A 17,759-nucleotide genomic window follows, 5' to 3' on the forward strand; every position below is an offset into this window, starting at 1 on the left:
ACATCTGGAGGTCGGGGTGATCGGGTTCGTGTTCCCGGGGCAGGGCACTGTCCGGGTCGGCATGGGCGGCTGGCTGCGCCGGTCGGCCGCCGGCGCGGCCGCACTGGCACGTGCCGACGCCCTGCTGCCCGCGCCCGTCGGTCCGCTGCTGGCCCGTGGCCCCCTGCCGGTACTCGTCGACACGGCACACGCCCAGCCCGCCGTGACCGCGTGCAACCTCGCCGCCCTGGCCGTGCTGACCGAGGAGGGCGTGACCCCGTCGGTGACCGCGGGTCACAGCGTGGGGGAGCTGAGCGCGCTGGTGGCCGCCGGCGCGCTGGACGCCGACACCGCCGTCCGGCTGGTCGCGGTCCGCGCCGGGCTCATGGCCGGGCTACCCGCCACCGGGGGCATGTCGGCCGTCTTCGGGCTGTCCGTCGAGCGGGTCGAGGAACTGGCCGAGGCCGCGTCCGCGCCGGGGGAGCCGCTCGTGGTCGGGTTGGAGAACGCGCCGGGGCACACCGTGGTCTCCGGTGCGCTGCCCGCGATCGACCGGCTCACCGCGCTCGCCACCGACGCCACCAAGATCGTGCCGCTGAAGGTCAGCAACGCGTTCCACTCGCCGCTGATGGTGGGCGCGGTGGACGGCTGGGCCGACGCCGTGCGTGCGGTCCGCCTGGCGGAACCGTCGGTGCGGGTCGTCCCCAACGCCACGGCGGAACCCACCGTCGACCCGGCGGTGCTGTCGGAGGCGTTGATCGAGCAACTCACCGCCCGCGTCCGGTGGACCGCGACCATGGCGGCGCTGTCCGACATGGACACGGTGGTCGAGGTCGGTGACAGCAAGGTCCTCACCGGACTCTTCCGCGGCGTGGGCACCGGGTGCCTGAGCATGGCCGACCCGGCCGCCCTGCGCCGCCTACGCCGGGAGCCCGTGTCGTGACCAAAACAACCCGCGAGTCGCGTTGTCACACACATCGAGTTGTCGGTTTCGTGCAGGTGCACGAAACGTACAACTCGGTGTGTTCGCGGGCGCGACTCGCGGGGTTTGTTTGTTGTGGAGTGGGGGTCTCGTGAGTGGGTGGGGTAGTGCCGTTGTGGCGTTTCGTGGGTTGACCGCGCCCCAGCAGCTGTTGGGGGCGTTGCCCGTGGAGACCGTTTTCACCCGCGCCGAGCGGTTGCGGTCCGGTGGTGGGCGCACGCTCCAGCACTGGGCCGGGCGCCTGGCCGCCAAGTACGCCGTGCTCCAGCTGCTCGACGTGCCCGCCGACGCACCCGCGCTCGGCGCCGTCGAGGTGCTCCCCGAGGTCACCTCGCTGTGCGCCCGCAACGCGGCCTGCCTGCACGGGCACCCGCCGGGCGTGCGGCTGGGCGCGGAGCTGGCCGGCCGCGCCGGTGACGACACCCGCGTCCGGGTGTCGGTCAGCCACAACGCGGACCTCGCCGTCGCCGTCGCGCTGGCGTCGGCGCGGCTGCCCGAGGACCACGACCTGGAAGCGGTGAGCGCATGGACATGACCGAGGCCACGGGCGAGTGGACGGCCGCGTGGGCACGGCGTGACCCCGCGGCGGTGGCCGCCGTCGCGGCGGCCTACACCGACCCGGACACCACCGAGCCGGTTTCCGGTGACGCGCTCGTCGCGCACGTCACCGCCGTGCTCGCCGCCTTCCCCGCCGTCGAGCTGGACTTCGACAGCCCTGCCGTGGCCGGGTCCACCGCGGTGCTCGCGTGGACGCTCAAGGCCGCCCACCGCGGCGAGTGGCACGGCATCCCGGGGACCGGCGCGCAGGCCGCCGTGACGGGGGTGGACGTGCTGACGCTCGCCGGGGGCGAGGTGACCGTCCGCAGGCACTACGACCGCCTCGCGCTCGCCGAGTCGCTCGGCTACACCCCGCGGTTCGTCCCGGAGTCCGACGGTGTCCAGGACTACGGGTCCAGCTCGCGCGCCGGCACCGGCCGCACCGCGCTCCCGGGCGCCATCACCCTGACCTGGCTGGACTTCCGCGACGACGCGGAAGGCGCCGAGCTGGACCTGCTCAGCGTCGAGGTCGTCAAGTCGCTGCGTGCCTCCCGCGGTTTCCTCGGCATGAGCACGTTCGAGTTCGGCACCCGCAAGTACACGCTGGCCGCCTTCGACAGACCCGAGTCGGTCCGCGCCGTGCACGCCCGCCCGCACCAGCGCGCCATGCGCCGCTTCTTCAAGGGCGGCCTGTGTTCCGGCGCCTACACGAGCGTGTGGACCCTGGCCCGGCACAGCGTCTACCTGCGTTGCCCCGACTGCGGGTCCATGGTGGACAGCACCGACGACAGGGCCTGCGACTGCGGCACCACCCCGACCACCACCCCTCTCTTCTAGGAGCCGACGTGATGTCCGTGTTCACCACCGAGCACCGCCCAGCGCCCGGCGGGCGCCCGCTGGTGGCGTTCATGTCCGCCCTGTTCGCGGGTGGCTGGATCTGGGACCACCCGTTCCAGGCGCTGTCCGAGGCCGGCTGGCCGGTGCTGCGCGCCAACGAGCCCATCTGCGGTCTGGACTCCAAGGTCGCCGGGTCCATCGAACGCCTCGGCGACGCGCTCATGGCGGCCGCCGACGACGTGGGCGCCACCGACGTCGTCGTCTGCGCCAACTCGCTCGGCGGGCTGGTCGCGATCGACCTCGCCGGCCGCTTTCCCGAGCGGGTGCGCGGCATCGTCGTCTCCGGTGCGCCCGGCCTGTCCGCCGATCCCGACGTGGGCCTGAGCATGGACCGCCGGGGCAGCGTCAAGCTCAACGACAACCAGTTCCGCGACCGGATGCTCGCCGCGCTCTTCCACGGCGAGCCGCTGTTCACCGAGGAACAGGTGGTGGCGACCGGTGAGCTGCTGGCCACCGGGCCCGCGATGGTCGCCATGGCACGCAGCCTCCGCGCCACCCGGACCTACCGTGCCGACTCCGCGATGGACAAGGTGACCTGCCCGTCGCGTTTCGTCTGGGGCGAGCACGACCGGATGACGCCGGTCGGGCCGTGGCGGGACCTGGTGAGCAGGTACGCGGGTGCCGAGTTCACCACCGTCGCCGACTGCGGCCACATCCCCATGGTGGAGAAGGCCGACGAGTACACCGGCGACCTGCTGGCGTTCCTGGACCGGGTCGGGTGAGCCCGCCGCCGGTGCTGATCGGGGTCGACGTCCTCGACGTCACCCGGATCACCCGCGCCATGGCCTACAGCGGCGACCGCTACGCCACCCACGTCGCGAGTCCCGCCGAGGCTGACCTGCACCCCGACCCGGCGCTTGCCGTCGCGGCCACCGTCGCGGTCAAGGAGTGCCTGGTGAAGGCGGTCGGCGGCCGGCCGGCGGGGTTCTCGTGGCACGACTTCGCCGCCACCGGTGTCGGGGCACCGGAATGGGCGGGTGACCTGCTCGCCGACGCGGTCCCCGGTGTCGCGGCGACCGCCTCCGTCGTGATGACCGAGTCGTGCGCCTACGTGGTCCGCGGCGCCAGCGGGCGTGCCGCGCTGAGACGTCTGGCCGGTCCGGCCCACGCGCCCGGACTGGGCGTCGTCGGGGCCGCCCGCTGGGGTTGGAGCGGGGATCTCGTCGTCGCCCTTGCCATACTCACCACCGTGCAGAAAGGAACGCAACCATGACCACGACGGAGGCACCGGTCGAGGTGCACGTCCAACCGGGAGAGTCCGTCCAGGCAGCGGTCGAGAAGGCCGGCCCGGGCGGCGTGGTCCGCCTCGCCGAGGGCACCTTCCCCGGCAGCGTCGCCGTGTCCGCGGCTGGGGTCACCATCGTCGGTGCGGGCGCGGGCCGGACGGTCATCGTCCCCGGCGAGGTCGCCCCGACGACCGTTCCCCAGCTCCACGACGCGCCCGAAGGCGTCGTCAGCGGCATCTGCGCGCACGGCGTGGCCGGGTTGACCGTCGAGGGGCTCTCCGTGCGCGGCTTCACCGGCGCGGGGGTGTACGCCCACACCTGCACCGGTGTCCGGCTGGTCGACGTCGAGGCCGACGGCAACCGGGTGTGGGGCCTCTACCTGCGGGAGTCCTCCGACATCGAGGTCCGCCGCTGCCGGGGTGCCGGCAGCCAGTACGCGGGGGTGGCCCTCGCGTTCTGCGCCACCGCCCACGCGGTCATCGCCGACAGCGAGACCACCGGCAACGCGTTCGGCGTGTTCGTCGACAACTCCAGCCACGCCCGGGTCGTCGGCAACGACTGCCACGGCAACGCGGCGGGCGTGCTGCTGCTGCACCAGACCTACGAGGGCGAACTGCCCGGCGGGGTGACCGACGTCCTCGTGGCCGACAACGACATCCACGACAACACCCTGGCGAGCGGCGGTGACGACCCGGACGCTCTCGGCTCGGCCGGACCGCCCATCTCCGGGGTCGGCATCGCCGCCGTCGGCGTGCGGCGGGCCGCGATCGTCGGCAACCGGATGCACGGCAACAAGCCCGGCGGACCCTCGGTGATGGCCGCCGCGCTCGTGCTGGGCTCCTCGGCCGACTGGGGCGGCTCGGACTCGGTGGACAACTCCTTCGAGTGGAACACCATCACCGGCAACGAGCCGTTCGACATGCAGATCGGCACCGACCCGGGCAACCAGCGGTTCCGCAACAACATCGTCGGCGTCTCCCAGCCGGAGACCGTCGAAGGCTGCAGGCCGGAAAGGACTCCATGACCCCCGTTCTGGTGTGCGAGGGCCTGGTCAAGCGTTACGGCGACCGCGCGGTGGTCGACCACGTCGGATTCCACATCGGCGAGGGCGACGCCTACGGCCTGCTCGGCCCGAACGGCGCCGGGAAGACCACGACCATCTCCATGCTCGTCGGGCTGCTGCCCCCGGACGCGGGCACGGTCACCGTCGGCGGCGTCTCCGTGGCCGACGACCCCGTGGCCGCCAAGCGGTTCGTCGGCTACGTGCCGCAGGAGATCGCCCTCTACCCGGAGCTGTCCGCCCGCGAGAACCTGCGGTACTTCGGCAGGCTCTACGGCATCGGCCGCAAGGAGCTGACCGAGCGCATCGGCGAGGTCCTGGCCACGGTCGGCCTCACCGACCGCGGCGACGACAAGGTGGACACCTACTCCGGTGGCATGAAGCGGCGGGCCAACATCGCCGTCGCCCTGCTGCACCGCCCCCGGCTGCTCATCCTCGACGAGCCGACCGTCGGCGTCGACCCGCAGAGCCGCGCCGCCATCCTCGACCAGGTGGAGCGGCTCGTGGCCGACGGCATGGCGCTGCTCTACACCTCCCACTACATGGAGGAGGTCGAGCGGGTGTGCAACCGCGTGGGGATCATCGACCACGGCAAGGTGATCGCCGACGGCACCAAGCAGGAGCTGGTGTCCGGGCTCGGCGGCACCGACCGGGTCGAGCTGGTCCTCGACGGTGACACCGGGCTCGCCGCCGAGAAGCTGCGTGCCGTCGAGGGTGTGTCCGAGGCCGTGGTCACGGGCACGTCGTCGGTGCGGCTGCTCGCCACCGGCGGCAGGCACCTGTTGCCCGCCCTGCTCGGCTCGGTCGCCGGGGTGGCCGCCGTGACCGGCGTCGAGGTGGTCGAACCCGACCTCGAGGCCGCGTTCCTGCACCTGACCGGCAGCACCCTGCGCGACTAGGAGACCTCTACGGTGTTCACACCCTTGCTCGTGGTGGCGGGGCACGAACTGCGCTCCCGGTTGCGCGACGGCACGGCGCTGCTCGTCGCGCTGGTGTCCCCGGTCCTGCTGGCCACCCTGTTCGGGCTCGCGCTCGGCGGTGACGACGACCCGCCGCTGACCGCGACCATCGGCATCGTCGACCTCGACGGCGGTGAGTTCCCGGCGAGCGTCCAGCGTGAGGCGCTCGCCGTCGACGAGCTGAAAGGCGTGCTCACGTTCACGCAGTTACCCGACGAGGCCGCCGGGCAGGCGGCCGTCGACTCGGGTGACGCCGGCGCGGCGATCGTCTTCCCGGCCGGCTTCAGCGAGAGCGTCCGCGCGGGCGAGGGTGGCTCGGTGTCCGTCCTGGAGTCGCCGGAGGCACCGCTGGCCGGGGTGGTCGCCAGGAGCATGGTCGACCGCATCTCGTCACTGGTCGAGGCACGCACCCTGGCGGTGAAGGCGTCGCTGGCGGCGGGGGTGCCGGTCGAGGACGTGCAGTTGTTCGTGGAGGAGAACGGCGCGGACGGGCCCACGCTGAGCCTGTCCAGCGACCCGGTGGCCGGCGGGGCGGTCGACCTGGCCGTCTACTACGGCGCCGGGATGGCGGTGTTGTTCGCGTTCTTCGTGGTGGGGACGTCGGCGCGGTCCCTGCTGACCGAGCGGCAGAACGGCACCCTGGCCCGCACCAGGGCGGCGCCCATTCCACTGTGGACCGCGCTGGCGGGCAAGGGAATCGTCGGGTTCCTGCTGGCGCTGGTCAGCATGTGCGCGGTCTGGCTGTCGTCGGTCCTGTTCTTCGGCGCGTCCTGGGGCACGCCCGCGGGGGTCCTGCTGCTGCTCCTGGCGCACACGTTCGCGGCGACGATGATCGTCCTGCTGGTGGCGGCGGGTGCGCGGACCGACGCGCAGGCGGACGGGTTCATCCTGGGTGTGTCGTTCGTGTTCGCGTTCCTGGGCGGCAGCCTCGTGCCGCTGTACAACCTGCCGGACTGGCTCCAGAAGGTGGCCCTGGTGACGCCCAACGGCTGGATCTCCACCGGGCTCTCCGACCTGGCCGCCGGTGCCTCGACGGCCGCGGCCGCGGTACCGGCGCTGGTCGTCACGGGCATCGGGCTGCTGGCGGGCGGGGTCGCGTTCTTCCGTTACCGTAAGGGGCTGTTCGCCTGATGAAACCCCGTCCGCTGAGGGCCCTGATCGTCGCCAACCTGGTCCGCCAGACCCGCGACCGCGTCGGCCTGTTCTTCATGGTGGTCATGCCGTTCGTCACCATCGTGTTCGTCGGCATGGCGCTGGGCGGGGGAGCGGCCGACGAGCAGATTCCCGTCGCCGTGGTCGCCGCCCCCGGCGACAAGGTGGCGGACGCGGTCGTCGCCGAGCTGAGCGCCGACCCGGACCTGCTCGTGTCCCGTGTGGACACCGAGGCCGAGCTGCGGGACGGTGTCCGCAGGGGAACGCTGGCCGCCGGTCTGGTCATTCCGCGTGGGGCCACCGAGTTCGACCTGGTGATGACGCAGACCAGTGGCAGCGGCATGGCGGCACGCAGTGCGGTCGACGTCGCCGTCGGCAAGGTGTCGGCCGTCCAGGAGGCGACCAGGGCGGCCGAGAGCGCCGGGGCGTCACCCGAGGAGGCGGCCGGGTACGTGCGGGACGCCCAGACGGAGACCAGGGAGGTCGCGGTCAGCGTCTCCGGCGACGAGGCGGGGGAGACCCCGACCGGATTCGCCTACACCGCACCCGCGAACCTGCTGCTGTTCACCTTCGTCAACTCGATGGCGGTCGCCGCCGCTCTGGTGGAGAGCCGCCGGATCGGCATGATCCGCCGGTCGCTCGCCGCCCCGGTCCGCCAGTCCCAGATCCTCATGGGCGAGGCGGTCAGCCGTTTCCTGGTGGCGATCGCCCAGTCGTTGCTGATCATCGTCGTGAGTGCGTTGGTCTTCGCCGTCGACTGGGGGGACTGGCTCACCGTCACCGCGGTGACCGCGCTCTTCTGCCTGACAGCCACCGGGGCTGCCATGCTGGTGGGTGCCCTGGTGAAGTCCCCGCAGCAGGCCCCGGCCATCGGCCCCCCGGTCGGCATCGTCCTCGGCATGCTCGGCGGCTGCCTCTGGCCACGAGAGGTCGCGGGCGAACCCCTGACGACGATCGGGTATTTCTTTCCCCACTCCTGGGCCATGGACGCCCTCCTGGCGGCCACCAAACCCGGCGCGGGCATCACCTCGGTCCTGCTGGAGCTGGCCGTGCTCGCCGGGATGGCCGCCGTGGTCCTCGCCGTCGCCGTCACCGTCTTCCGCCGCCGCGCGATCCTCGTGCGGTGAGCACCGGCGCCAGGGCGAGTTCGAGTGAGCTCGCCCTGGCGCCGCCGAGATCGACGATCAGCGCGCTGTCACGGTCAGCTCGAGACGGCTGGTGATCCCGCCGGTGGTCACCGAGATCGTCGTGGTGCCGGCCGCGATCGCGGTGACCGAGCCGGTCACCGGGTCGATCCTGGCAACCCGTTCGTCGGAACTCGCCCACACGTGGGAGAGCGGGTCGGCGACCGGCATCGTGGGTGGGTCGGCGATGTCGCTGCCGCCGGTGTTCACCGCCGTGGCCGTGAACTGCTTCGTCTCGCCCGCCACGAGGGTGTCGCCGCGTGGCGCGGCCGCGTCGTCGCCCGCGGTGCCCTGGTCGATGGTCATCGACTGGAGCATCGGCTCCACGGTGTACTGGACCGTGCCGTCGTTGTTCACGTGGAACAGCGCGAAGTGGAAGAAGCCGCCCTTGTCGGCTGCCACGTACGGCTGCGTCCCGATGTCGGCGATCGTGAACTGGGGGATGCCCGTTGTCGCGTCACCGGGGTTGCCCCGCGGATCGGTGAGCTGGTTGGCGAACCCGCGCGAATGGCCGTACATCACGACCACGTGCTTGTTCGGATGCGCCAGGCGGTAGTTCTGGATGATCTGCAGGAACTGCTGGGCCTCCCAGCGGCTGGAGAACTGGTTCGTCTTGCTTGGCGCGTGGTCGTAGGCGGGCCAGTGCAGGCCGACGAACACCACGGGCGTGTCCGCCTGGTCCAACTGCCGCACGAACCACGGGTACTGCGCCTGCGCCGGTACCTGGAAGGGGTCCGAGCCGACGATCGAGCCACTGGAGTTGTCCAGGCCGATGAACGTCGCGGATCCTCGCGTGAACGAGAAGTGCGTGTCCTGGTTGAAGACGTCGTGGAAGTTCTCGTTCTGCGGGTACGCGCCCTGGCTGATCTCGTGATTGCCGACGACGTCCCACAGGGGCACGTCGAACTGCTCCCAGACGTTCTTCGCGAACGTGAGATCCTCCGGCCTGCCGGTGTCGGAGATGTCGCCGAGGCTCACCGCCACCTCGGGACGGGCCACCTCGGGCAGGGGTTCGACGGTCTGGCCGGACGCGGTCCGGTAGGCCTCGCCCTTCGTGCGCCTGACCATGTCGTCGACGTTGGTGGCGCTCGCCGAGTCCGGGAACTCCGCCCGGAGATGGCCGTCGTCACCGAGCACGAACGTCTGTCCGCCGGGCTTGAACTCGGACGCGTCCTGTACGTACGAGAGCCAGGACGGGTTGTTCGCGTTGATCGGTTCGTACGGCGTTTCCTGGGTGGGGTTCCCGACGTCGTAGCTCACCCGCATCCCCGCGAAGGTGAACGTGCCCGCGTCGGCGGCCGTGGCGAACTGGCCGACGAAGCTGATGTCCTGGATCGTGAGCGGGTAGGACGTGAACACGCCCCGGTTGATGCTCTTGCTCATCTCCCGCCACTTGCCGTAGTCGCTCGCCTGCAGTGCGGTCCACAGACCGAGGGTGTGCCCGTCGGCGTCGGCGACGTTGAGGACGATCCACGACTGCTGCGGGGTCGGGCTGTCGATCTTGAAGGAGAAGTACGCGTCCTGCGGCTTCTGCCCGAGATCGTTCAGGTCGACCTGGACGCCCGCACCGTTGCCGGGGCTGAGCCGCACCCGGTGCTGACCGGGGTCGTCCGGGAACGTGTAGTCGACCCGCAACGCCCGCTCCTGGTCGGACCACGGCGGTACGTCGGTGGTCTCGGCGAGGCGGTCGGCGGGCACGGTCGTCGCACCACCCTCGGCGCGCAGTCGCCAGTCGGCGGCGCTGTCGGCGGTGACGAGGGGCCGGATCACCGATCCGACGCTCACCGTCGCGGTGGCCGTGCGCCCTCCGGCGGACGCACTGATCGTGACCGCGCCGTCGCCGGTGCCGGCCGCGGTGAACACGCCGGTGGCCGGGTCGATCGCGCCGACATCGGTGTTGTCGAGCCGCCAGTCCACCGAGTCCGGCTCGACGGTGACCGCCGCACCCTTGCGGTTGGTGCCGTGCACGGTGAACTGCTGCGTACCGCCGTTGGGCAGTCCCTTGCGCGCGGGCGAGATGCTCAGCTCGTCGAACGCCTCCGACACCGTCACCCGCGTCGTCTCGACGGCACGGCCCGACCGGGCGATCAAGGCGCCAGAGCCAGGGGAGCCGGCGGTGAACCTGCCGTCGGCCCAGGTGCCCAGCCCGCTGGGGCTGACCTCGACCGCGACCTCGTCGGTGCTGGGGTTGCCCGCGGCGTCGGTCGAGTAGGCGTCGACCTGTGAGACCACGCCGGCAGCCGTGGACAGCGACGTGCCGCCGTTGATCGAAACGCCCGTCGCGGGGCCGGGCGCGGTGGCCGTCGAATAGACGAACAGACCGTTCGCGACGGGGCGTTCGGCCAGGTCCGAGGGCGTGTTCACCACGGTGGCGGCGGTGTCACCCGGCCGGCGCACCACCATGTCGGTCGATCCGCCTCCGTCGAGCAGGACCGCGTCCGTCGCGCCGAGGGAACGCAGGTACGAGGCCGCCTGCCGCCACCCCACGCCCAGCGCGACGTCGGCCGTCTTCTGGCCGTCGAACACCGCCATGACGAGTTCGCCGTCGGCGGTGCTGCCGATGACGGACTCGGGGTGCAGACCACTGGGCATCTGGTGGTTCGGGTCGGAGAAGACGGCGCCGTCCTTGAGGATGCGGCCCGGTCCCTGGATCAGTTGCCGGATGTCGTCGTTCGGGCTGGTCCGCCGCGTCGTCGTCAGGACCGTCCCGGCCTCGACGTTCTCCTGGATCCACCGGCCGCCCGGGCTGCCCGCGTCGCCGCCGACGAGGCCGAAGTGCGCACCCGAGATCGAGTCGGCGCTGGTCACGCTCGTGATCGTGATCGTCTCGCCGCCGTCGTCCGACCTGCCCAGCGCCATCACATGCGTGCCACCGAACCAGGTGGTCGGCACGTCACCGAGCCGCGGCGTCACCAGCGTGATGCCATCGCCGGTGGCGTCGTCGAGGCGGTTCACCGAGGTGAGCGCGCGGCTCGGCCCGTTGGTCACCGCGACCGTTCCGCTGAACTCCTGCTTTCCGTACACGACCGATCCGTCCCGGAGCACCGACACCGTGCCCTCGTGGTCGCCGGTCGGGCTCTTCCAGATCTCGCCGTCGACGATCTCGCCGTCGTTCGCCTGGCCGGACGCGTTGAAGTCGAAGTAGCCGCCGTTGATCCCGGCGACCGCTCCGGTACGGTTCGCCATCGACGAGACCGTCTCGTTCTCCGGGTCGACCACGACATCGTGAGACACGATCGTGCCGAGGCGTACGTTCGCGTTCCGCGTGTCCGCGGTCACGACGTGGATCGGCACGTTGCCGTCGATCGAGGCGATCGACTCGCTCGAGTACGTGACGCCGTTCGTCACGGGCTCCGGCGGTGTCGTGGTGCGCTGGGTGATCGTCGACCACGAGTCGAGCTGTCGCGGATGCCACGACTCGCCCGGTGTGGCCTGTGCGCTGGGGGTCGGCGGTGTCAACCAGCCCGCGAGGATGACGGCGAGCGCTGCGGCGAGCGCCGCCACCATCCCACGGCGGTGAACGACACGGGTGTGTTCGAAGTGGGTTCTCGGCATGTCCGACAGCGAACCCGCACGCTCTGAAATGTGAATCCTTTCGGGGTCGAGCAGCGGCCGTCGGGTTGGTGAACGTCGGGGGAGAGCGCGTTTCGATCCGACGACGGGACGTCGCCGGGGAGGTTCACGGCATGGTGACCGGTTCCCAGGCCCTGCTTGCCATCGACCGGTAGCCCGCGTCGATCACCGCGTTGTCGAGCACGCCGTCGCGCAGGGTCTGACGGGGTGACACGCCGCGCCGGAAGCAGTCGACGAAGTGGGCCAGTTCCGCGTGGTAGCCGTAGATCCACGGCTCGTCCGGGACCGGGGTGAGCCAGCCCTGGGTCGCGCCTGCCTTCTCCACCACGTAGCCCGCCGGCCGGCCCGCGAACCCGACGACACCGGTGCTGCCGGTCTCGTCGGTGCCGAGCCAGCCGTGCGAGCCGTGGATCTCGTTGCGCACGTCCAGCCCGGCGACGTGCGTCCAGCCGACTTCGACCTGCACCATCCGGGCGTCGTCGAAGCGCACCAGCATTACCGCGCTGTCCTCGGCCTCGACGTCGTCGCGGACGAGGCGGTCGCCCCACGCCATGACCTCCACGGGCGTCGCGCCCTCGAGGAACCAGCGGCCGATCGCGACGCAGTGGCAGCCGAGCCCGCGCAGGGGACCGCCGCCCATGCGTTCGCGGTCGCGTGCGTGCTGGTGCGGGTTGCCGTGGGCTTCACGGGCACGGACCCATGTCACGGTGCCGATGGCACCCGCGTCGACCAGTTCCTTGGCCTTGACGATGCCGGGCGCGAACACCTCGGTCTCGGCGTAGCCGTGCCACACACCGACGCGTTCGACCGCGTCCAGGCACGCCTTCGCCTCCTTCGCGTTGCGCCCCAACGGTTTCGTGCACACCACGGCCTTGCCCGCGGCGGCCGCCGCGGCGACGGCGTCGACGTGCAGGTCGTGCGGGACGGCGATCAGGACCAGGTCCACGTCGTCACGCTCGACCAGCGCCGCCACTCCGGTGACCGCGGCGGGGATGCCGAACCGCTCGGCCAGGGCCTTCGCCCGGTCCGGGGTGCTGCCGGAGATCGCGGTGACCTCGTGCCCGCGGACGTGCCGGAGCGCGCGCAGGTACAGGTCGGCGACGAACCCGGCGCCCACCAGTCCGATCCGCACCGGCGGACCGGACTGTGGGCCCAGCGGGGGACCGGCGCTCACGCGGCCCCGCCCTTCGCCTTGGCGAACAGGTCGACGTCGACCCACTGCTCGACCGGGGTTTCCGCGTCGAGCCTGCCCAGCTTCACGAACAGCTTCTGCAGCGCGGCGAACCGCTCGTGCGTGCTACCGGAGGAGTTGTCGGCCAGGATCTCGTCGGAGGTGTACCACTCGAGGTTGTCGACCTGGCCCTGCAACTGCTCCGCGGGTGCGCCGGACGCCGCCGCGGCCAGTTGCACGGTCTCGCCGGGGTTGGCCTTCCGGAAGTCGTTCGCCTCGATGTAGACCTTCAGGAACCGTTGCAGCGCATCGGTTTTGCCCTTCGCCGCCTGCGGCGACGCCACCCACGAGCCGAGGAAGGTCGTCTCCGGGAAGTCCCTGTTGTTGGCCAGCACCACCGCGTCCGGCACGCTCTCGGTGATCTGGTCGCTGAGCGGGGAGAAGATCGCCGCCACGTCGATCTGCCCGCTGACGAACGCGGACACGACCGCCGGTGGGTCCAGCGGCACCCGCGTGATGTCGGACTCGGACAACCCGGCCTTGTCGAGTGCGAGGCTCAGGATCATCTCACCGGATCCGCCGTCGGGCACACCGACCCGCTTGCCCTTGAGGTCCGCCACGGTCTTCGCGCCCGAGTCGGGCGAGGCGAGCAGGAAGTCGCCGTAGGTGGCTTCGCTCGGGGCGATCACGACGGCCTGGCCGGAGGCGGGCATCCAGGTTGCGCCCGCGCCGATGAAGCCCACGTCGAGGGAGCCCGCGGCCATGGCCTGGATCTGCGCGGGCCCGCTGGTGAACGGGGTGAGGTTGACCTTGACCCCGGCCTTGTTCCACAGGTCGAGGTCGTTGGCAACCGAGATCAGCCCGACGCCGTTGATGCTGGTGTCGATGTAGCCGACGTTGAGCGCGACCCCGTCGGACGCGCCGGAACCGTCCGAGCCGGAGCCGCACGCGGTCAGCGCGAGTCCGGTGGCCAGCACGGCGATCAGCGAGGTACGGCGTCGTACTCTCATGGGAGGGCTCCTTCTGTTGCCGGGTCGGTGTTCGCGGCCGGGTGGTGGACGCCGCGCCACACGCGGCCGCGGATCTTCGCGAACTGAGCGGAAAGGCGCATCTCCTCGGTGCGGGGATACGCCAGCGGGACGTCGACGACATCGCTGATCCGGCCGGGGCTCGGGCTCATCACGATCACCCGGCCCGCCAGGTAGACAGCCTCGTCGACGTCGTGGGTGATGAACAGGACGGTGCGCCGCTCCTGCTGCCAGGTGGCGAGCAGGTCGTCCTGCATCTGCACGCGGGTCACCGCGTCGAGCGCGCCGAACGGCTCGTCCATCAGCAGCAGGGTCGGGTGCACGGCGTACGCGCGGGCGATGGCGCACCGCTGCTTCATGCCGCCGGACAGCTCCTTGGGCAGCGACGACGCGAACCGGCCGAGGCCGACCAGTTCGAGGTACTGCTGGGCGCGGGCCCGCCGCTCGGCCTTCTTCATGCCCTGCAGACGTAGGCCGAACTCGACGTTCTCGCGGGCGGTGAGCCACGGGAAAAGCGCGTACTGCTGGAAGATCACGCCGCGGTCGGGTCCTGGCCCGGTGACCGGCCTGCCGTCGACGAGCACCTGCCCGGTGGTCGGCGTCAGCAACCCGGCGATCAGGTTGAGCAGGGTGCTCTTGCCGCACCCGCTGGGCCCGACGAGCGTCACGAACTCGCCGCGTTCGACGTCCAGGCTGACGTCCCGCAGGCTGGTCACCGTGCCGCGCGAGGTGTCGTAGGTCTTCGTGACCGACTCGATGGCGATCATCGGGGCCATCAGCGGACCTCCTGCCAGCTCGTGAGCCGCCGCTCCGCGACCAGGAGCAACCGGTCCATCAGGAAGCCGAGCGCACCGATCATCAGGATCCCGACGACGATGCGGTCGGTCTGCAGGAACTGTTGTGCCGCCTGCATCATCCGGCCGAGCCCGGTCGGCGCGGCCAGCAGTTCCGCGGCGACGAGGGTGGCCCACGCGGAGCCGAGTGCCACCCGCATGCCGACGAAGATGTAGGGCATGGACGCCGGGATGACCACCCGCAGGAAGATCGTCCCGTCCTTGGCGCCGAGCACCCGCGCCGCGTTGAGGTAGGTCAGGTCGACGTTGCGCACGCCCTGGAACGTGGCGATCACGCACGACAGGAACGCGGCCAGGAAGATGACGAAGACCTTCGCGGACTCGCCGATGCCCAGGAAGACGATCACGAGCGGGATGAGCGCGAGCGGTGGGACGGTCCGGAAGAACTGCACCCACGGTTCGAGCAACCCGCGCCCCAGCCGGTACCAGCCCATGAGGAAACCGGCCAGGATCGCGAGCGCCACGCCGAGGACGAACCCGACCAGGACGCGCCCGAGGCTCGCCAGGGTGTGGTCGAGCAGCCAGCCGTCGCGGACGCCCTCACCGAACGCGGCGACGACCTCCATCGGCGTCGGCGCCAGTGCGTTGTCACCGAGCGCGGAGGCGAGCCACCACAGCCCGATGCCCAGCACCAGGGTGGACACGTACAGCCAGACCATGGACCGCTCGCCGCCCTGCCTTCGGCGCCTGCGCGCGGGCACGGTGCCGCCGCTGGACCCGTCCGCCATGCCCGGCGGCACGGTCCTGGGCACGGGGTCAGACCTCGTGGTCATGATCGACGCTCCTCAGATGCCGACGGGACGCCGCGCGAGCCGCAGCTCGTGGGCACCGTCCGGCCTGGTCATCTCGAAGTAGAGCCACCACTCGCCGTCGATGACGTGCGCGTCGACGTAGCGCACCGAGCCGGTCGCGTGCGGGGTGACCGTCCACGGGCTGCCCGGGGTGAGGCGGTGCCAGGTGAACAGGTCGGGGGAGGTGGCGAGCCCGGTCCGCTCCTCGTAGTTCTCCTCGTGGCCGGCCGAGCCGTCGTAGAACCCGAGGTAGCCGCCGCTGTCGAGGGCGACGACCGAGTTGATGCGGGCCTGGTAGCGGTCCCACCCGTCGCCGACACCCAGCACCTCGCCGTGCCAGGTGAACGCCTGCCCGTCGACGCTGGTGGCGAGGCCGGTGGGGTGGGTGGTGGCGCCGACGTTGTAGATGTCGGCCGTGCCGTGCGCGGCGGCGGCATCGGCCGTTTCCGGCAGGCCCGCCGCGTAGCTGGCGAGAAGGTAGGTGACCGGTCCTCTGCGCAGCACGTACGGGTCCTTCACACCCTCCGTGCCGGTCGAGGCCGCGGTCAGCACCTCCTTGCGGGCGGACACGTCGAAGCCGTCCACCTCACCGGCTTCCATCAGGTCGATGCGCCACCGGTTGTCGGCCGGGTCGACGTAGCTGATGTAGAGCTGGTAGCCGCCGTCCACGCCGATCAGGCTGAACCGCTCCATCGACGGCGAGACCAAAGAGGACTTGTGCACCGACCAGACGTCGGTGAAGGCAAGGCCGTCGTCGCTGACGGCCACCGCGCACCGGTACCCGCGGTCGCCGTCGGCGTGGCCACGGGGACGGCGCTGGCGGTAGGTCAGCACGAACCGGTCGCGGTCCGGCTCGTGCAGCACCGACGCGCAGCCGGTCCAGTAGCCCGCTTCGGTCGCCTCCGGCCGGAACACGACCGTGGAATCCAGCGGGTCCAGCTGGCGCAGCGGCAGGTCGATACGCGCCGTCGCAGTGGTCATCGATGACTCCTCGCTTGGTGGTGCACGACTACGGGCCTGCTCGGCAGGTCTGCCGCGGTCACGGGAAAGGGGACGCGAGTGGAAAGCCGGGTGGGGGATGTCGAAGGAACGGTTGGGTCCACCTACCGGGCCGCTGGTGAACAGACTTCCTTGCTCACGGTGAAAAAGTCGCATACGTGGTCCATGGTGTCAACAGGTTGCCGGGAGTTTCCCATTCTTGGACGATCGCTACCTGCAGTAACTGCTTGACAACCCTTGACCTGGTCATGTTGCTTGCTTACTTTCTCCACGTGAAGTAGTCGTTTGAACGATCTTCAGACCCCCACCGCACGAACCACCCGCCCGGCGACAAGCCCCCAGACCCCGCCACCGAGGCGTGTTCCGCCATGCCCTCGAACCCGTGCGGGCGCTCCCCGAGGTCCGCCGCACGCCGCTCCGCCCAGGAGGAGTCATGATCCGTTCGCTTTTCGGCCGCCGTTCTTCACGGGCCGCGCTCACCGCCACCGCGGCCGCGGCACTGGTGGCAGGCGCGGTCGCGGTGCCGGCCGTGGCCGCCCCGGCCGCCGGCCCCGCCGCCACGTCCTGCGCACACCCGGCGGTCCCCGCCGCGCGGGTCTCCTACCAGCTGTTCACCTCGCGGAACTGGATCGGCGAGGTCGGGCTCGACGCCGTGCTCGCCGAGTTGAGCGCCATCGGGTACGAGCAGGTCCAGCCCTACCGCGCGACCTACCGGACCCCGGCGACCGAGCTGCGCGCCATGCTCAAGAACAACGACCTGGCGGCCTGGAGCGGCCAGGGCAACGTCGACGAGGCCACGTTCGACGCGACGATCGAGTACGCGCGGACGATCGGGCAGAAGTACATGGGCTCCGGCGGCTTCGCCGCACCCGGGATCGGCAGCTACGCGGACACACTGGCGACCGCGGCGACGCTCAACCGGCTCGGCGAGCGCTCGGTGCGCGCGGGCACCGGCAAGGTCTTCGGCCACAACCACTGGCAGGAGTTCACGACCAGGTACCCGGACCCGGTGACCGGCGAGCTGAAGAGCGCCTGGCAGATCATGGTCGAGAACACCGACCCGCGCTGGGTGACCTTCGAGGTCGACGTGTTCTGGGCCGCCGACGCCGGTGTCGACGTCGCCGCGCTGATCAGGGAGTACGGCAACCGGATCGAGCTGCTGCACGTCAAGGACGGCTTCCTCAACGGCGACCTGCGCGGCGTCCCGGCCGACGTCGGCGAGGGCGAGCTCGACTGGGCGCCGATCCTCGAGGCCGCGCTGCCGTACGTGAAGCAGTACGTCGTCGAGCGCGACAACGCCCCGACCGGGCCGGAGACCGCGGCGGACAGTTTCCGGTTCCTCACCTGCCAGTAGTCACCACACCGCC

Annotated in this window: 16 protein-coding genes; 10 read left to right on the forward strand and 6 right to left on the reverse strand. The window is 71.2% G+C overall.

Annotated features, from left to right (window positions below; translation table 11 throughout):
- The first annotated feature begins 16 nt into the window (after nt 1-16).
- The 9 genes from ACIBVP_RS36730 (at nt 17) to ACIBVP_RS36770 (ending at nt 7,919) form a co-directional block, all read left to right on the forward strand.
- On the forward strand, nt 17-922 hold the full coding sequence (locus ACIBVP_RS36730) for an ACP S-malonyltransferase (RefSeq protein ID WP_396111080.1): 906 nt from the start codon (nt 17-19) through the stop codon (nt 920-922).
- Nucleotides 923-1,127: 205 nt separating this feature from the next.
- A complete protein-coding gene (locus ACIBVP_RS36735) occupies nt 1,128-1,496 on the forward strand; it encodes a phosphopantetheinyl transferase (protein WP_396111081.1) in 369 nt (122 codons plus the stop codon).
- Complete coding sequence (locus tag ACIBVP_RS36740) at nt 1,487-2,335, forward strand: ester cyclase (RefSeq protein ID WP_396111082.1); 849 nt, start codon at nt 1,487-1,489, stop codon at nt 2,333-2,335. The genes ACIBVP_RS36735 and ACIBVP_RS36740 overlap by 10 nt, the downstream gene beginning before the upstream one ends.
- A gap of 11 nt (nt 2,336-2,346) precedes the next feature.
- Entirely contained in the window at nt 2,347-3,117 is a 771-nt protein-coding gene (locus tag ACIBVP_RS36745) for an alpha/beta fold hydrolase (RefSeq protein WP_396111128.1), read from the forward strand.
- Nucleotides 3,114-3,608 carry a phosphopantetheinyl transferase gene (locus tag ACIBVP_RS36750; RefSeq protein ID WP_396111083.1) on the forward strand — a complete coding sequence of 165 codons (495 nt, stop codon included), beginning with the start codon at nt 3,114-3,116 and terminating at the stop codon, nt 3,606-3,608. The genes ACIBVP_RS36745 and ACIBVP_RS36750 overlap by 4 nt, the downstream gene beginning before the upstream one ends.
- On the forward strand, nt 3,605-4,645 hold the full coding sequence (locus ACIBVP_RS36755; protein ID WP_396111084.1) for a nitrous oxide reductase family maturation protein NosD: 1,041 nt from the start codon (nt 3,605-3,607) through the stop codon (nt 4,643-4,645). Before ACIBVP_RS36750 ends, ACIBVP_RS36755 begins: the two co-directional genes overlap by 4 nt.
- On the forward strand, nt 4,642-5,580 hold the full coding sequence (locus ACIBVP_RS36760; RefSeq protein ID WP_396111085.1) for an ABC transporter ATP-binding protein: 939 nt from the start codon (nt 4,642-4,644) through the stop codon (nt 5,578-5,580). Before ACIBVP_RS36755 ends, ACIBVP_RS36760 begins: the two co-directional genes overlap by 4 nt.
- Before the next feature lie 12 nt (nt 5,581-5,592).
- On the forward strand, nt 5,593-6,771 hold the full coding sequence (locus ACIBVP_RS36765; RefSeq protein ID WP_396111086.1) for an ABC transporter permease: 1,179 nt from the start codon (nt 5,593-5,595) through the stop codon (nt 6,769-6,771).
- Nucleotides 6,771-7,919, forward strand: a complete 1,149-nt coding sequence (locus tag ACIBVP_RS36770) for an ABC transporter permease (RefSeq protein ID WP_396111087.1) — start codon at nt 6,771-6,773, stop codon at nt 7,917-7,919. The genes ACIBVP_RS36765 and ACIBVP_RS36770 overlap by 1 nt, the downstream gene beginning before the upstream one ends.
- Before the next feature lie 57 nt (nt 7,920-7,976).
- On the opposite strand, the gene ACIBVP_RS36775 is transcribed toward ACIBVP_RS36770, so the two are convergent.
- The 6 genes from ACIBVP_RS36775 to ACIBVP_RS36800 form a co-directional block, all read right to left on the reverse strand.
- Complete coding sequence (locus tag ACIBVP_RS36775) at nt 7,977-11,531, reverse strand: phosphodiester glycosidase family protein (protein ID WP_396111088.1); 3,555 nt, start codon at nt 11,529-11,531, stop codon at nt 7,977-7,979.
- A gap of 124 nt (nt 11,532-11,655) precedes the next feature.
- Entirely contained in the window at nt 11,656-12,723 is a 1,068-nt protein-coding gene (locus ACIBVP_RS36780; RefSeq protein WP_396111089.1) for a Gfo/Idh/MocA family protein, read from the reverse strand.
- Nucleotides 12,720-13,730 carry an aliphatic sulfonate ABC transporter substrate-binding protein gene (locus tag ACIBVP_RS36785; protein WP_396111090.1) on the reverse strand — a complete coding sequence of 337 codons (1,011 nt, stop codon included), beginning with the start codon at nt 13,728-13,730 and terminating at the stop codon, nt 12,720-12,722. Before ACIBVP_RS36785 ends, ACIBVP_RS36780 begins: the two co-directional genes overlap by 4 nt.
- A complete protein-coding gene (locus tag ACIBVP_RS36790; RefSeq protein WP_396111091.1) occupies nt 13,727-14,524 on the reverse strand; it encodes an ABC transporter ATP-binding protein in 798 nt (265 codons plus the stop codon). The genes ACIBVP_RS36785 and ACIBVP_RS36790 overlap by 4 nt, the downstream gene beginning before the upstream one ends.
- Nucleotides 14,524-15,375, reverse strand: coding sequence for an ABC transporter permease (locus ACIBVP_RS36795; RefSeq protein WP_396111092.1), 852 nt, complete (start codon nt 15,373-15,375; stop codon nt 14,524-14,526). Before ACIBVP_RS36795 ends, ACIBVP_RS36790 begins: the two co-directional genes overlap by 1 nt.
- Nucleotides 15,376-15,387: 12 nt before the next feature.
- The gene (locus ACIBVP_RS36800; RefSeq protein ID WP_396111093.1) at nt 15,388-16,374 is read right to left on the reverse strand and encodes a hypothetical protein; all 987 of its coding nucleotides are present in this window, start codon (nt 16,372-16,374) and stop codon (nt 15,388-15,390) included.
- A 451-nt stretch (nt 16,375-16,825) separates the two neighbouring features.
- Here ACIBVP_RS36800 and ACIBVP_RS36805 point away from each other — a divergent pair, with 451 nt between their 5' ends.
- Complete coding sequence (locus ACIBVP_RS36805) at nt 16,826-17,746, forward strand: sugar phosphate isomerase/epimerase family protein (protein WP_396111094.1); 921 nt, start codon at nt 16,826-16,828, stop codon at nt 17,744-17,746.
- The last annotated feature ends 13 nt before the right edge of the window (nt 17,747-17,759 follow it).

Origin of the sequence: Actinophytocola sp. NPDC049390 (genome assembly GCF_044466355.1) — a bacterium.
GTDB lineage: Bacteria > Actinomycetota > Actinomycetes > Mycobacteriales > Pseudonocardiaceae > Actinophytocola.

Excerpts from the sequence above, each read along its gene's own strand:
- ACIBVP_RS36740 (WP_396111082.1), top strand. The coding sequence starts at position 1,487 with ATGGACATGACCGAGGCCACGGGCGAGTGGACGGCCGCGTGGGCACGG.
- ACIBVP_RS36745 (WP_396111128.1), top strand. The coding sequence starts at position 2,347 with ATGTCCGTGTTCACCACCGAGCACCGCCCAGCGCCCGGCGGGCGCCCG.
- ACIBVP_RS36755 (WP_396111084.1), top strand. The coding sequence starts at position 3,605 with ATGACCACGACGGAGGCACCGGTCGAGGTGCACGTCCAACCGGGAGAG.
- ACIBVP_RS36760 (WP_396111085.1), top strand. The coding sequence starts at position 4,642 with ATGACCCCCGTTCTGGTGTGCGAGGGCCTGGTCAAGCGTTACGGCGAC.
- ACIBVP_RS36770 (WP_396111087.1), top strand. The coding sequence starts at position 6,771 with ATGAAACCCCGTCCGCTGAGGGCCCTGATCGTCGCCAACCTGGTCCGC.
- ACIBVP_RS36775 (WP_396111088.1), bottom strand. The coding sequence starts at position 11,531 with ATGCCGAGAACCCACTTCGAACACACCCGTGTCGTTCACCGCCGTGGG.
- ACIBVP_RS36785 (WP_396111090.1), bottom strand. The coding sequence starts at position 13,730 with ATGAGAGTACGACGCCGTACCTCGCTGATCGCCGTGCTGGCCACCGGA.
- ACIBVP_RS36790 (WP_396111091.1), bottom strand. The coding sequence starts at position 14,524 with ATGGCCCCGATGATCGCCATCGAGTCGGTCACGAAGACCTACGACACC.
- ACIBVP_RS36795 (WP_396111092.1), bottom strand. The coding sequence starts at position 15,375 with ATGACCACGAGGTCTGACCCCGTGCCCAGGACCGTGCCGCCGGGCATG.
- ACIBVP_RS36800 (WP_396111093.1), bottom strand. The coding sequence starts at position 16,374 with ATGACCACTGCGACGGCGCGTATCGACCTGCCGCTGCGCCAGCTGGAC.
- ACIBVP_RS36805 (WP_396111094.1), top strand. The coding sequence starts at position 16,826 with ATGATCCGTTCGCTTTTCGGCCGCCGTTCTTCACGGGCCGCGCTCACC.